This is a genomic window from Vibrio ouci (genome assembly GCF_004551525.1).
GTDB classification, from domain to species: Bacteria; Pseudomonadota; Gammaproteobacteria; order Enterobacterales; family Vibrionaceae; genus Vibrio; species Vibrio ouci.
In genome coordinates this window covers 12568-28019 of record NZ_SATR01000012.1, presented here as the reverse complement: position 1 = coordinate 28019, position 15452 = coordinate 12568, and the positions used below count along the sequence as shown (strand labels likewise).

General features: G+C 39.3%; 12 protein-coding genes, 1 tRNA gene and 2 pseudogenes. 8 read left to right on the top strand and 7 right to left on the bottom strand.

The window, feature by feature from the left end; translation table 11 throughout:
• Window positions 1-40: 40 nt before the first annotated feature.
• Window positions 41-131, top strand: a tRNA-Ser gene (locus tag ELS82_RS09695).
• Window positions 132-653: 522 nt separating this feature from the next.
• Here the strand turns inward: ELS82_RS09695 and ELS82_RS27485 are convergent.
• Window positions 654-1688: pseudogene (locus ELS82_RS27485) on the bottom strand (recombinase family protein); the annotation flags it as partial.
• A 725-nt stretch (window positions 1689-2413) separates the two neighbouring features.
• Here ELS82_RS27485 and ELS82_RS09680 point away from each other — a divergent pair.
• From ELS82_RS09680 to ELS82_RS09670, 3 genes are all read left to right on the top strand, one after another.
• Window positions 2414-3541: a PIN domain-containing protein gene (locus tag ELS82_RS09680; RefSeq protein WP_244230773.1), complete on the top strand. Its 1128-nt coding sequence runs from the start codon at window positions 2414-2416 to the stop codon at window positions 3539-3541.
• A gap of 2 nt (window positions 3542-3543) precedes the next feature.
• The gene (locus tag ELS82_RS09675; RefSeq protein WP_134835305.1) at window positions 3544-4503 is read left to right on the top strand and encodes a bacteriophage abortive infection AbiH family protein; all 960 of its coding nucleotides are present in this window, start codon (window positions 3544-3546) and stop codon (window positions 4501-4503) included.
• Window positions 4504-4750: 247 nt separating this feature from the next.
• Window positions 4751-5992, top strand: coding sequence for a hypothetical protein (locus ELS82_RS09670; RefSeq protein WP_134835304.1), 1242 nt, complete (start codon window positions 4751-4753; stop codon window positions 5990-5992).
• Between the two features lie 195 nt (window positions 5993-6187).
• On the opposite strand, the gene ELS82_RS09665 is transcribed toward ELS82_RS09670, so the two are convergent.
• Together ELS82_RS09665 and ELS82_RS09660 are read right to left on the bottom strand one after the other, a co-directional pair.
• Entirely contained in the window at window positions 6188-8284 is a 2097-nt protein-coding gene (locus ELS82_RS09665; protein ID WP_134835303.1) for a DEAD/DEAH box helicase, read from the bottom strand.
• Window positions 8284-9135, bottom strand: coding sequence for a HamA C-terminal domain-containing protein (locus ELS82_RS09660; RefSeq protein ID WP_134835302.1), 852 nt, complete (start codon window positions 9133-9135; stop codon window positions 8284-8286). Before ELS82_RS09660 ends, ELS82_RS09665 begins: the two co-directional genes overlap by 1 nt.
• 242 nt (window positions 9136-9377) lie before the next feature.
• Here ELS82_RS09660 and ELS82_RS26900 point away from each other — a divergent pair.
• Window positions 9378-9518 (top strand): annotated as a pseudogene (locus ELS82_RS26900) (integrase); the annotation flags it as partial.
• A 116-nt stretch (window positions 9519-9634) separates the two neighbouring features.
• Window positions 9635-11242 (top strand): hypothetical protein, encoded by a 1608-nt coding sequence (locus tag ELS82_RS09650; protein ID WP_134835301.1) that lies wholly within the window; start codon window positions 9635-9637, stop codon window positions 11240-11242.
• A gap of 130 nt (window positions 11243-11372) precedes the next feature.
• On the opposite strand, the gene ELS82_RS09645 is transcribed toward ELS82_RS09650, so the two are convergent.
• Window positions 11373-11963: a hypothetical protein gene (locus ELS82_RS09645; RefSeq protein WP_134835300.1), complete on the bottom strand. Its 591-nt coding sequence runs from the start codon at window positions 11961-11963 to the stop codon at window positions 11373-11375.
• Between the two features lie 608 nt (window positions 11964-12571).
• Between ELS82_RS09645 and ELS82_RS09640 the strand changes: the two genes are divergently transcribed.
• Entirely contained in the window at window positions 12572-12820 is a 249-nt protein-coding gene (locus ELS82_RS09640) for a hypothetical protein (protein WP_134835299.1), read from the top strand.
• A gap of 367 nt (window positions 12821-13187) precedes the next feature.
• On the opposite strand, the gene ELS82_RS09635 is transcribed toward ELS82_RS09640, so the two are convergent.
• From ELS82_RS09635 to ELS82_RS09625, 3 genes are all read right to left on the bottom strand, one after another.
• Window positions 13188-13397 (bottom strand): hypothetical protein, encoded by a 210-nt coding sequence (locus ELS82_RS09635; protein WP_134835298.1) that lies wholly within the window; start codon window positions 13395-13397, stop codon window positions 13188-13190.
• A gap of 404 nt (window positions 13398-13801) precedes the next feature.
• Window positions 13802-14284, bottom strand: coding sequence for an NUDIX domain-containing protein (locus ELS82_RS09630; RefSeq protein ID WP_134835297.1), 483 nt, complete (start codon window positions 14282-14284; stop codon window positions 13802-13804).
• Window positions 14285-14295: 11 nt separating this feature from the next.
• A complete protein-coding gene (locus ELS82_RS09625; RefSeq protein ID WP_134835296.1) occupies window positions 14296-15219 on the bottom strand; it encodes a histone deacetylase family protein in 924 nt (307 codons plus the stop codon).
• 102 nt (window positions 15220-15321) lie between these two features.
• Between ELS82_RS09625 and ELS82_RS27345 the strand changes: the two genes are divergently transcribed.
• A complete protein-coding gene (locus ELS82_RS27345) occupies window positions 15322-15444 on the top strand; it encodes a hypothetical protein (RefSeq protein ID WP_279630704.1) in 123 nt (40 codons plus the stop codon).
• The last annotated feature ends 8 nt before the right edge of the window (window positions 15445-15452 follow it).

Here is a 15452-nt window from a genome sequence, read left to right as displayed (position 1 = left end):
TACAAGGTTTGTGAACCTCTATATTATTCGCTTCAACAACGGAGAGATGGCTGAGTGGTTGAAAGCACCGGTCTTGAAAACCGGCATACGTTAATAGCGTATCTAGGGTTCAAATCCCTATCTCTCCGCCACTTTGTGACGAAAACGGGAACTGAGAAATCAGTTCCCGTTTTTGCATTTGCAATGATATAAAGCATAGCCATGTTACTTCCTTTGAAGCGCATCTTTTTTTCGCTTACGTCACCTTCTATCGAGTTTAGCGTGGCAAGCATCAATTGCTTTAGTGATGTATCATCAATTTCTTTAAGGTGCTGTTTAAGCTCTATTGCAAACTCTTCAACTCGACGGCTACCAAAGTTCTTGACTGGAAGAGTTAGTTTTCGTTGCACTTCCTGTAACTCAAGCTCAAACCTTTCTAAACCTATAGTGTAGTCATTTATTTGGTTGTTAATTTGTTTACTAGGTTCTAAGGTCCCTTGTGCAATTAAAGATATCAAACGATGTGATTTCTCTTTAGTCTGGCTAATGTTCTTGGTCAATTTGAGTTTTTCTGATACCAGTTCCTTAGCCGCAATGCTATGAACTTCACGCGCAAGCTTACAAATGGTTTTTAATCGTTCTTCCGTCAGTAATTGATTGCAGAACTTTTCCTTTACTATAGGTTCAATGATGTCTTTTCGGATTCTTTTTGAACTACATTTATCTGGAGATTGCCGGACTTGAAGGCTACATTGATAATATTTATATCTTCCGCTCTTTCCCGAGGTTACCACCATATGGTTTCCACATTGGGGACAAAGAAGAATACCGGTGAGGAGGCTGTTAGAGCGAAACTTTTTATTTTCTAAGGAGGTAAAATCTCTTTGCTTTAAACCCTCTTGAACCCTCATAAATAGTTCTTTAGATATAATTGGAGGTATAGAAACAGAAATTGGTTCTGAAGTGTTTTTACCAAAAATAAAATTTCCGTAGTAAGCAGGGTTGATTAATATCCTGTAAACTGAATTTCGATTCCATAGATTGCCTCTTCTTTTATCACCTCTTTGATTTAGTATTTTTGCGATATTTTTTACACCGATACCTAGACCTGATTCTCCGTGATCAGACATTTGGAAAATGTCTTCAGCTACAACGGATTCTTCATCTAGTAATTGTAATACTTTTCTATGTTTTGATGTATCGCCATTGACCTCAACTGATTTGTAGCCAAAAGGAATAGAACCTCCAGTAAAATACCCTTTGTTTGCCGTATCTCTTAATCTATGGCTCACGACTTTTGCGTTTTGTCGACTATACTGCTCGTTCATCAAGCCCAATATTGTTGACATCATATAATTGTCATCTTCTGCTTCGGGAAGACTTTCTGTAGTTGATATTAGCTTGATTCCAAGAGAGTTTAATTTTTCCAAAGAGGACAATTGTGAACGCAAATTTCTACTAAATCTTGATAGTGAGTATACGACGATTGCTTCTGTTTGAAAGACATCATTATCTAACTCATATAGCATCAATTCGAATTGCTTTCTTTTTCCATTAAAGGCACTTCTTCCATCATCAATATACCACTTTTCTATATTGTGACCATTATTCCTCGCCCATGACTCAATGTAATTTTTTTGTCCATCAATTGAATCACCTTTTTCTAACTGGCTATGGGATGAAACCCGTAGGTAAGCAATGCAATTCATATTTAACTCCCCTCTGTATAAATCATATTAATTAATATCAATTCGATTGTGTTTATATATTCAGGTTTAAATTGGGATAGAAAGTTAATTCTTATATAAACATTTTGTTGTTCGTTTTTCATATCTTAACCTTGTATTGAGTTATGTTTGGTTATAATTAAAGGTTAGGTTTTTAATTTTTGCAAACTCTTTGACGGATAGTTAGCCCAGTCATGAATTGGCGATAATGGTAATATAAAGACTAGTAAACTCTTAACGCCTTTTTAGCGCGATTTTTTTAATTGACAATATATATTTTAATCACTTGCTTACAGATTTAGTTGTCTTTATATTGCTATAAAATAAATATTTAAAATAATTGTTTCAAATCTTTGTTAGTGAGTTTTTATAGCTTTTCTGAGTGATTTTATTGATTAATATGATAAGAAAATATAATCACACTCATACTAAACGTGAGTGATTTCTAGTTTCCTTTTATTATGATGCGCGCTAGATGACCAAACCAGCATGTGATGACACATTTTGAGTAACGTACTTCATGGCGTGAATGCCACCGTCATTAAATTAGTCGATACAATAATGAGCGTTCTGCTGCTATCAACGCTCACTTACAGCCGGAAGCAGCCACATCATGTTCAATATTGATTTGAGTCATGTTTTGATAGTAAACGTCACTAATGCACTAAATTGAACTTGTTGCATATTAGTAAATCCATAATCATAGAATGACTATTTTGCATGAGGTACTAATTATGGAATTACAAACAAGATTAGTGTTTATCGATACAAACGCTTTTGAAAAGAAAAACTATCAATTTGGACAATATGCTCTTGGTCGTCTTCAAGAACTAATTGAGGACGAGAAAATCCACTTGCTCATTACTGATGTCACAAGGACAGAGATCGATTCTCATCTCAAACGCAAATCTGAAGAAGCTGCTTCAATGATAAAGAAGATGCAAAAAGATGCGATGTTCCTAAGAAACACTCCTGACCTTGATTGCCATGGCATTTTCACCAAAGTTACAAGTGATGATATATATGCTGTTATCAGTGAAAAATTTGATGATTTCGTTGAAAACGGTTATGTCGAAACAATTGATGTGAGTGCTGTTAATCCTCAAGTTGTATTTGATGCGTACTTCAACAACCTCCCTCCTTTTGGCAAAGAATCAAAAAAACATGAATTCCCGGATGCATTTGCACTACAGGCCATTAAACAAGTAAGTTTGGCTAGAGGACATTCAACGTACATCGTAAGCGATGATGGCGACATGAAATCATTTTGTGAGAATGAAGGTAACTTCATTCATCTTGAAAACATCGATGACCTTATTGACTTGATTGTTCGAAGTGACAAAGCTTACGAAGAACCAGCCAAATTTGCTGATGAAATATTTGAGCAGTTTCTAGAACACATCAAGGCGAATGCCCTGCAAGCTCTAGAAGATGGTGAGTTCAACTACGAAAATGCAGATCCTTTTGATGATATTATCAACTCCATAGAAATCGACTCAGTGAGTATTGAGAAGAAAAACCTACAGAGTGTTGATGCCGAGGGGGCAGAATACGAAGTAGAGTTTGAGGTGGTTGTTACGGCAGGTTACCAATACTCAGATTATGACCGCTCACCTTGGGATCACGAAGATAAGCAATATGTATTCGTCTTGAGTAATGAGTCAACCGTAAAACACAAAGAAACATACACTGCCCACTTAACACTTGCCTATACTGGTGGGTTAAAAGCTAACGCATGTATTGAAGAGTTTTACTTCCAAGATGCATATTTTGAGCTGACTGATGGTGACTCCGAAGTCATTAGCTTCAAAGAACTAGATATCAACGGTGAATGACCATGAAGCTATATGTTATAGGTAATGGCTTTGATGTTCACCATGGCTTGGACACAAGGTATACATCTTTTGGGCTTTATCTCAAAAATAACTACTGGGAAACTTATGAGCTATTGCTCGACTATTATGGGTTTGCAGACTTAAATCCAGATATTTCAGTAACAATGTCAGATCCTCTATGGTCTGAATTTGAAACGAGTATGTCACTGCTTGACAAGGATTCTGTCTTGGAAGCAAACATGGACGCAATGCCCAACTATTCTTCAGATGACTTTCGAGACAGAGACCGATACACGCTTCAAATTGAGATGGAGCGGATACTTGGACTTCTAACTACTGAATTGTATAAAGCGTTTAAAGAATTTATTTTGGCAGTACAGTTTCCTCAGTTTGATACTAGCCAAGCTTTGAGCATTGATAGAGACGCGGTCTACCTAACATTCAACTATACGGATACGCTTGCTCAATACTACGACGTGCCTGATGAAAACGTATTGTTCATTCACGAGAAAGCTGATGAGCATGTAGATGAGTTGATTCTTGGTCATGGTGTTGATCCTGAAAACTTCAAAGAGAAACCAGTTGAACCGCCAGTAGGATTAAGTGAAGAAGACTCAGATCTTTGGATGGAATATCAATCTGACCAATATGACTATTCTTACGAGCTTGGTAAAGATGCTATCAATGAATATTTCTCTGCAACGTTTAAGGGAACGGAACAGATAATTAAATACAACCAAGAATTTTTTGCAAATCTCGGTAATGTGGATCAAGTGTTCGTCTTAGGTCATTCATTAGCTGAAGTAGATCTACCATACTTCCAGAAGTTAGCTGAATCAGTTAAGCCTAATGCAAAATGGGTTGCCACTTACTACGCCCCTGACGATCAACAAAAGCACTATGACACGCTGGTTGGGCTAGGAATACACAATGTTTCGGTTGTAAGAATGGAACAAATATAAATAGACTGAAAGCAATCTGTCAGTTTCGTAACCTCAATGTGATTAGATCTGACAGGTTGTCCTAAATTATTTTTGCCTCAAAGCCTGTTAGGCTTCTACATACGTTTACAGATAATCAGCTAATTTTAGTAATGTGCGGTAGCCCGCAAGAGCTGTCGGTTCGTCTTGAGCTTTTTCCTATCAGGTCTCTACATTAGAGTTATAAATGTGTATCTTTGACATAGGAATATACGCAAAGGTGACGCCAATGGGTCGAGTTGGTTCTAAGATCAGGATGAGAATAATACGTAAGCAACTGCAAAAGTACTTACGTTCAAAAAAAGAGCCATTCAAGATAGGTGACTACTACAAAAAGTGTGAGTTTGACAAGCTGAAGTCTATTAAGAATATATATTATGCGAACATAGAAAAGACTTTTCTTAAAGATATAAGTATTGAGTTCAAGAAAGGCTTTGCTGTTGATAGTGAAATGCCAGATATACAAGGCATTAGCTTTGGTTTAGAGCAAACAGAGGTTTCTCCGTTTTTCCGACATAAGAGAAAAGGGGACACTTACCGAATATACAATAGAGTCATGAGGGAAAGCCAACGAGTAATAGAATTTGACACTTTCTCTTTTAACTACATTGAGTTGCCTATGTTCTTCAAAAAGTTACGAGTTCAACAACGTAGCAACCTTATAGAGAATATCGTTGGGGCTGTACAGGAAAAGTCAGAGAAGTTTAAGAAATACAAACACTTTAAGCATAACGGCTTGTGGATAGAGTATCCATATAATATCTCATTTCCCAAAGAGGGGTTGTTGGGCTATTTTATGCAGGACGAGATATACAATGCATTAATAGACAGCCCATTTGACTTTTTTGTTTTAGGGAATGCCGAATCAGTACTCTTTATAACCAAAGAAACATTGATAGAGGCGAAACCAGAAGTGAAGACTTGCGATACATTTTTACTTACGGATAGAGATGACTTCACTCAGGCTTACTTTAAAAGCAAAAAAGCTCAGCAGGTGATTATGCTTGGGAGCGCATTACCAGACTCTATCCCTGTTTCTAAAGATATTCTCATGGCGCATATTTATAAGATGGAGTTGCAGTTCCCTAAAGAAAAAGAGCGTCAAGTGCAAGCTTCATTATACTCTGATGACCTAAAGTTGGCTCTTGATGAATTAACCGTAGCAGATGGTATTTATAAGCTTACCTTTACTCAGGATGGATTATACGGAGTAGTGCAAACGGACTTTAAGAAGCAGTTTGAGTTTAGTTTCGGGAATATTCCGTTTGAGGCTGGTGAGCAAATCTCACTTCATGCAAGTCAGTATGATGACTCTGATAAACAGAAGCTGCTAACTGGGACAAAGCGACTTATCCTAGACTATGGAAACAGGATTGTAGTACTTACCACACCGTGTATTTCTCTATTTCACAATGCTAATGTAAGTATTCTGCAACAAAAAGGCACTGAGGATGCGTTTCCAGTAGCATGACTTTCAAGTGCTAAATAACGGAATAAAATGATCCTCTGCTAATGTAATTAAAAGTCTAACTCACTTTTTGGTCAATAGTGAGTTGTGGCAACAGTAGGGGGATTGTCAGAATTTAGTCGTTATTAACCAGCGGATGTGTAAGATCGAGTATGAGTTACAACAAATAATAAGCCGCCAAATATGGCGGCTTATTATTTATATATTCTTAATCGCATCTTCAATGAACTTACGCTCAAAGTCCGAAACATACAAGGAGCTGGGTTTAATCAGTCTCAGAGATGTAAGAGTTTCATCTAACCCTTTGCTTAGCGTGAGTTGTTTACGGATCTTCTTCGCGATAGGAAGTGGCAAACCGTATTCATCCAAGGCGATCAACTCAGGTACTTCATACAAGTTTTCAACTTGTGCAATGAACGAACTATAATCTCCCGCAGGCATATTAAAAACGCCAAAGATATGTTTCTGAACCTTATCTAGTGCAGAATAAAGTCTTGGAATCATGTAGTTAGCCCATCTTCGCTCAAAATCAAATGATGCTTCGATGGCTTTGTCCATAGTCTTTATGTTGGTATCATTTTGATAGACATCCAGAATGAAGTCTTTACCTGAACCTAAACGTTTGAGTCGATTCCACCAAAACGTCAGTTGTTTGCTTGAGCGAATGCCTCCTTTACCATTGGTTAGATACCTAAATAGTAATTCGTTACAGAAATCCACCTGTTCATATGTTGGCCTATTGTTCCAGCATAGAAATTTGTGATACGCCGAAACATGATCATAAATATCATTGGCTAAGGCAATTATGTGTGATGGAGGTACACCCTTTAACTCTTTAAAAATATCGAACGGTATTGATGTTTGGGTGTGCAGATATTCGAGCTTGTTCTTCAAGGCTTCATTTGTAATATCTTGCTCATCGAGTTGAACTGCCAACGACTCAGGAATGTTTTCTCCGATAGTGACAGCCGGAATATCAACAGATTCGTCGACTGGCGCTGGCGGCTCATCAAAGGTGTAAATGTGGCCAACAAAGTGTTCAAACATACGACCTGCACGTCCTTGAATATTCTTGAACGTGAAATACTCCATCGCCACTTCAGCAACCTTGCTCTCGTAAATCACTACATTCTTGGCGACAGTATTAACCCCCTCAATCAATGACGATGTACAAATAAGAAACTTCAGCTTCCCTTCGTTGAACAACCTTACATTCAACTGCCCGATTGAGCGCGTAATCTTTCCATGGTGAACTGATATCCCCCTACGGTATCCATCAACAACGTTCCAATCTTCATGATAATTATCTGCCACCCATTCGGCGACATCATCATTGCTGTCTATTACAGGAAGCTCATCGATGAGGTATTTTAGAATGGTGTTTGCCTGGCCAGGAGACTTTGCATAAATCAGCGTTGGTTCGTTCATTGTTCGAATGAGCTTCAAAAACGCTTGCTTGCGGTTTGGCTTCGCTTTTAAAGTCAGTAACTTCGAAGATACTGTATTAAAGTCTGTACGGAAGAACCTACAACGATACTTTTCACCTAACGCTGGTGGGATCTCGTTGATGTTTGGACCAAGCATATAAAGCTGCTTAGCAGTTTTAGCAATTGAGTAGAGTGCAATATTGAGTACAACCGCCCGTTCTTCATCACCCTCAGCGGCAGGGTCTAACTTGTAGAACTCATCGATAACAAATAGATCTACATTCTTGATATCATCACGTTCTACAGCGCGCTCCTGTGTTAGAACGAAGATATTCTTGTCAGCCTTTTCTTGACCAAAATGAGTGATGATTTTGTATGCGTTATGCTTTAGGCACTTCTTACGAAGCTCGTCAATCAAAGCAATCGTTGGGACAATGATTACAATATTATCGTATAGCTCCGTGGCGATGAGCTTGTCAATGATTAAGCTCTTACCAAAGCTAGTCGGCGCACTCAATACAACATTCTCACCAGACATTAATGCTCTATACACTTCCGCCTGCTCACGATGGAACACGATGTCGCTGTTTTCGGTTGGCTGATTGAATCGATAAGCAATTTTATCGTTAATATCAAGGTTGTCGAAATCAACGTAAGGAAATAGCCCCACAGAACGAGTAAGCTTGTCTAGGATCGGCTTGTATTGACCGAATAGTTCCCTTTTTTCCATAGCGAAGATTACGGCATCCCTTGCCAACTTTTCATCACTACCATTAACGATCTTTGAAACTTCTGATAAAACCGAAAATGGGTTTGTTCGAATGTTGTCATCTTCAAAGATTCTATCCATAGTTCTTATCTGGCTCATTAGAATAGCTCTTGCAATGCTTTTAGTTTGTTGTCAAAACTACTAACCAAAACAGACTTGTCTTGGAGAGGAAGAAGTATCAGGTGAATGTTTACATCGGGAATGTCTTTTCCAGTGAATTTGTCGTAAATATCCTGAATCTCAGCCTGTACTTGCGCTTTAAAGTCAGTAGTCGCCTTGGTGGCATCAGCGTAGAGCTTACTTTCATACGTTAGGAATACTGGGACATGAATCGAATCTATGATGTCATCAAGACTGTTAGCAGCGTCTAGCATAGGTTCGAGCTTACGTTTGTACTCGTTACCATCATTAATTTTATTTTCAATCCACATAAACTCAGATCGAAGATACTTTGCTTGGAAATGATCATGCAGTTCAGAAACTACATCTCTAATAGCCCCATCAATTCTTTTGTAAAACTTTACTTCACCAAGCCAAAGGTTAATCGAGTCATCGTCTGTCAGCGTGACATGTACGGAATCAAAGCCTTTTACAGTATCGTTAGCGTGTGTCTTGTAGTAGAACTTTGATATTAAGGGAACAGCATTGAAGTGTTCTAGCATGATCGAATAAAGAATCAACTCACCAATCTCGCCACGCTTTTCTGGTTTCTCTGAGGTATAGATTGATTGCGCCGCACGAGCCAAGTATGTACCTGCATTGCTTGCATTCACATTGGCAGCTTCTTCTGGAGGTAACACAAAGGACACTAAGTGATTTTTGATAAGATGCTTAATAAAGTCCTCACCTCTCCATGTTCCTTGCTCAAAGCCAACACAAAAAGCTCTCAATACTGGAGAGTTACTAGGCTGATGAACAGTCACCCTTAAAAACTTGCTTTTGTATGCCATCAACTAAGCTCCAAAGTATTTTCAATCTCACGCATAGGGTTATCACGATAGTAAACAATATGAATATAATCTACTTCATCTTACTAGGATTTAGAACATAATAATCTTCACTTTATGATTCAAAACAGTAAGTTATTGGAAAAGTAAACTGGTGATGTTTAAGATTGGTTTCGTAAGCTAATTTGATCCAATAATGGTGAATATTTAGTTGTATCTGTTTACAATTTTACAACTCGGAATTGGCTTTTTTGAAAAGCGCTAATACCAAGAATCTTTTTTCTATTCAGTTACTTCTGGCTCATGCTAAGCTCGAAAGCACGATTGAATACCTTGGTGTCGAGATTGAAGATGCGCTAAGGATTTCAGAGAGTTGTGAGACGTGAACAAATTTAGATTCTTATAACAAAGTAATGCTGTGGCTAAATTAAAACTATTACAATAGTGGCTTTCCGCTGTCACCTCATTGCTTATATCGTTCAAAACTACAAAAGGAAATACAGTGGACGCAAACGCCCTGACGGTGCTAGCCATATTAGTCGCAGGATATACACTACTCGCCGAAGAGAAGCGAATTGACTTGAAACTTAGGTTCTCATGGGCTGATAAATCCGTAGTTGGCTTTCTTGTCAGCGCTCTACTCTATACAATCTACCTACCTGTATTGAGTGCTATTGACTTAGCTTTGCCGTTCAAATGGCTATGGGGTTTTGATGAGAAGATAACTGCCTTTACTGCTATCGTTGCGATCTTACTTTACTTAGCTTTAAAGCTCGGTGGAAAATGTCTGCCTAAATCAAAAACTGCTGACTGGCAAAAAGCATCAAGTCATTTACTCAGAAATCAGAAGTTTGAACAATTGGCATTCTTATTAGATAAATATCATCATCAATTCTTACTAGCCTTTCATGATCGTTGGTTCGACCGAGTTCGATCTAGATTAATGGCACCTTATCGTCCTTCAATTCAGGATCTAATTGAGCTGGAATTAGGCAAAGAACCTGATGATAGTTCAATGAGTAGTCGTGTCAAAACAACTCTTATTAATCTGATGAAGCCTTTTGCGTTCACATTGTCGTATTGCTTGCCTGATCATAGAAAATACAGAGAAGATGTATCCGCGAGCATTTCTGCGATATTTAAGTCCCACCTTTTTGTTAGGCACTTAGCTCAAACACAACCATTGCTTTGTGCGAAATTTACAAAAGTTCGTTTTAGTGCTGATGACGAATTTACTACGTTGTTTTTAAAAGAACTGATTGCCAACACATCAAGCCCTCTCTACCGAGAGCTTCAAGATAACCAAAATTGCTCTTATACAGGTGAGTATTACATTGATGACTCTAACCCCCTGTTGAGCTTCTACTTCAAAGATATCGAAATTGCTTCTCAAGTTGGTGTCTGGAAACCCATTGGCGATTACACCAAAGAGTTTATCAAAAAACAAAAAGGCGAAGATAATTACTATAACAAGCCGTTCTCATACACCTATTACGAAGAAGAGAAATGGACATGTCCTATCTTCGTAAGTATTCACTTCTTCACCGTAATGACATCAAGAGCCATTCACATGGGGCACCAAGATCATATGTGGCTGATGTACATAGAAAGATATGTAGATGAAATGCTTAATAACTATATGCCTAGCCCAGATGTGGACAAAGAAAAAGAGTTCCCGACTCGTTTCGATTATCTCATTTATCAATCGTTAGATGCATTAAGAGACTGGGTTGGCGCAGCCACATATGACTCTGATGAAAATAGCAAGGTTCAACTGAATGCCAGCAGTGTACCTATAAAATGGGCGGCTTCTACGCTTGGTAGTACACTTTATACTTTAGTTAAGTCGAACAAGCTTACCGATAGTCAATATGCTTATTATCTTGAGATGATCGTTGAGTTAATGAATGAGTTGGATGCCTCCAGTAACAAAACACTTAGCAAACGTATTCTTGAGTATGCTACCAGAAAAAATGAACTATCTTCGCCGGATAGAGTGGTGATTGAAGATCTTATTCGGTACTACTCACAAGTTGATCATGTTCTAAAGTCCAAAGAATCAACTTTTGAAAAAGAGCTTTCAAATTTAAATGGCGCACCTATACGCTAACTAACTCTTATTCCAAACTTCCCTGATTTATATGTGGATGTTAGCAGGGATAAGCACTAAGCCGCTAATGTCCCATTGCATCCGGAAGTAAGCCTCCTGATGCGATGTTTTTTGTTTTCCCTCAAGAAAACTATCTGTAATTAGTCGCGGTAAGTTCAAACGGTTTGCCCCGATCATCAAGAATAGACAACAAATAAGTTCTTCCTTTTTCATCAAGGCTTTTTACTTTAGCCATAACAAGCGAGTGCTTTGAGACACCCTTATATTTCAAACGCTGCGTAGGCATGTAAAGCTTGAACAGCTTGCCGTCGTGGTCTACATCCAACACCGACAAAACCTTGTTTAATGGCTTTACGTGGTGAATTAGCATTGGGCTGAACTTTCCTTTGTCATACTTAACAGGTTTAATCTGTTCTGGGTCTGGTACAAACACTGTTCGCCAACTGTTATCTGTACATGGGTGTTTCTGCCATGGCTTACCAAGATCATCGAAGAACACTCGCCCACCGTATGGGCTTTGGTAAAAGAACACCACTTGCTTACATACAGGACACAAAGCGTTTGGGTTAACAAAGCTTTTGTGTCGAGGCTCGATGCTTGACGCCAAGGTATATGCAGTTTTTGATTCTGGCTTGGAACCAGAACTGAAGCTAAAACTTGTATTTCGACCTTGACCCCAACCACAAAAACACGGCTGCGTGTGGTTATGCGCATTACACATTTATATACCTTAAGCTGCTTTAGAAAAATGTTTGTGAGTAATTGAAGCATTCTGGCGTTGTGCAGCATGATCTTGATCATCAACGTAATTCACATTTTTACGCCAATTAAGTCGCCCGTTTATATCAGCTAAACCAAGTGAGAGCATTTCAATAATGAAACTCTTCTCACACCTTTACCCTCCTCAAGAAGTTCTTCGTAAACATCCATCGCTTGGCGAGTTGGTAGGGATTTCAACTGCACATCATTAACAGGAAGTTTTTCGATTGCTTTCTTAACACATGGCTTTTTAACCAATTTTTGAACCCATGGCAATTGATAACATCAAGTTAGGTTACTGGTTACGGCTGTGGCACGCGCACGATGCACTAAGGATTTCAGATAGTTTCGAGGCGGAAGTGAGGAAGCATCACGCAATGCCCTAAATGTGAAGGCTGTAGTGGTTCACTAAAATTGGTCACGTATTCAGAATAAATTATCTAGGGCGTTATTGTTCCGAAGCGAATACATTGATCAAAGTCAATAACCATCCTACTTTTCATTTCTCACCCACATACCGCACTAAACTATACATGGACGCTAGAGCTAAAACTCGAAAGGAGTGACCTTATGGAAACAGTAGTTGAATTAAAAATGACGCGAATAGAGTTAATCAGAAAACTAGAAAATATTCCTGAACAACCTTTTCTAGATGATGAAACTCTTTTGGGCTTGATAAATAAATTAAATTCATTTGAGACAGATGAACAGCTATTTGAGTTCTTAGCTATGGACTCAGCCAAAGGAATGACATGGAAAGATGCTGTTTATCAAGGGATAATCATTGGGATGCTTATAGCTGAACACTATCCGATGTAACAACAATTATTGTTGAAGACTATTGCCTCATAATATGGGGCAATTTCATTATTCTTTTTGGGTGTTATTTACCTAAACTAGAACAACTCCATCACGACATAAAACTTGCCCTCCAAGCCCGTGTTGAAATGAGTGATAGTCTAACTAAAGAGGTAATAACAAAGCACTCAAAGGCGTTACTAAAACCATAGACAATTTTCGAAAAGTCATGGCCAAAAAATGTCAAACTACTCTGCAACTCGCTTTTGTCCCAAACATCCACGCGACTCGTGCATCGTTGACGCATGATAGTGCAAAATAAAGCTCAACAGCGATTAATAGAAAAGAGGAGACGCTTCGGTCTCCTCTACATCATCTTCAAGGTTGGTTACCCTTTACGTACTTTCGCTACTAATGCCAGCAAATCTGCCGATATTTCGGCTGCGGTGCTTCCGTTGTACGGTATAAACTTAATATTGTCACCGTATTTTACGAGCACTTGTCCATCAGCCCCAATTACAATGCCTGCTAGCGCTTTTTGCTCGTCGACATCTCCCATTTCGATCAGCTCTTGACTGGTCACGTCCCATTCTGGCATACATTCACCTCATTCAGTTTTGACCACTGCGTGATTAGTTGATAAGTCCCTATTTGTTAACAACAGAAAAATGGATGCATCGACTTGAGTTACAACACCTGATTAGCAATCACATCTTTCAGAGTATCAAGCTTCGCCTAGATTAGCGTTGCTTATGTTGCCCAGTAATTCGAATTAATACATGATGTTATAATTCAAACTCCCAGTTCCCATATTCGTCCCATGTAGCCCGCCACATTTAGAAAGCTCGCACTCGTTGCGGGCTTTCGTCGTTTTAAGGGTTTGAAAGGGATTTATCCAAATCCCCCCTTGAATGCAAGCCCAGCACTCCGCCCACATTCAGTAAAAAGGCCGCTAATTGCTTAGCGGCCTTTTTCGTTTTCATACATAGCAAAGAGAATCGCTCAAAGGTGATTAATATGTTCAAACTGCCCTTGGACATAGCTGCCTAAGTGAGTAGAAAAATGCTGCGTCTCAATCAAATCAATCAGTTTGTTTTTCAGCTCAGCAGGGTAGATTCTCTTGTCTGCTAGCTGCGGGATTGGCACCCACTCTACCGCTTGAATATAGCCTTCATCATTTAGGCCTTTTAGGTTCTCAAGGTGCGGTGTGCCGAGAAAACTATTAATCAGATAGAAAAACTCTGCATGGTAACGTTCAGTGTGCGTTTCAAGGAATTCTCGCACACAAATCAGCTCTCCAGCTTGAACATCGATACCCGCTTCTTCTTTAAACTCTCGAACCACGCAGGCTCGTGAACTTTGATCGCCTGGTTCCATTCCACCACCGGGCGGCACCCAATATTCACCGCTAAAATCCTTTACGCGAAGTAGCAGCATTGCGCCATCTCTAATTAAGATGCCCGCGGCACGAATACGATGTTCCATGAATCTTCCTTCTAACGTCCATAGACTTTAAGCGCAGCACGAATCAGTTGCATGTGGATTGGGACGAGTGCTTCATGCTGACTCCGATAACCACCACCAACGACACATGCGATAGGCAGTTGCTTACGCTTCGCTAGCTCAAACATAAACTCGTCACGTTGATAGATCGCTTCACTTGATACACTTAAATAGCCTAGCTCATCATCCTTATGAATATCGACTCCTGCGTCATAAAGAATCAGATCAGGTTGATGAAGGTTGACCGCCATCTCAACAACAGAAGTAAATGTTTCTAGAAATTCATCATCACCCGTCTCTCTCGCTAATGGCACGTCAAGATCGGAGTGAGGCTTTCTCGCCGGAAAATTCTTATCACAATGGAACGATAAGGTCACGATGCTCGCGTCCTCTTCACATAATGTCGCTGTACCATCGCCATGGTGGACGTCACTATCAACGATCAAAACTTTATCTATGTTATCAAGTGTCAGAGCCCTCTTCGCAGCCAACACTAGATCATTAACTAAACAAAAACCGCTGCCAAAGTCATGGTGTGCATGGTGGTAACCACCGCTGAGATGAATCGCAATACCGTGCTCAATCGATTGGTTGACTGTTTCGCACGTACCACCAGCCGATGTAAGAGTTCTAGTGATGAGTGTTTCGCTCCATGGAAAGCCAATTCGTCTCATTTTAGGCGCAGGCAGTGTGCCGGAGAACAGTGAATCAATATAATCGTGGCAATGCACTTGGGTCACAGTTTGTCGGTCCAGCATAGACGGCACAACATGCATGAACTGCTCTCTCCACGCATCATTAGCATCTATTTCACTGTTTATCGCCTCATGGAGTAAGCGATATTTATTGATGGGGTAACGATGCCCTTCTGGAAGGGGTAACTCCGAATAGATCGAATGGTAAATCAACGGGATCATAATGCACTAGACCAAACTAAGATGGAGTTATGGTATCAGCTTGTATATTGATTTCAAAAATAGTTAAATGATATTAATTATCAATTTCATTTAACTATTGCTATGTCAAAAACTACGCTGTTCTTATTCTTCGGTGCTATCTCAGGCTCATTGGTCGCTATTGGCTTATTCTCTGCAATGCTATTTTGTTCATGGTGGCTGGTTGATTTTGTCGCGCTGACTTAGCAAACTAA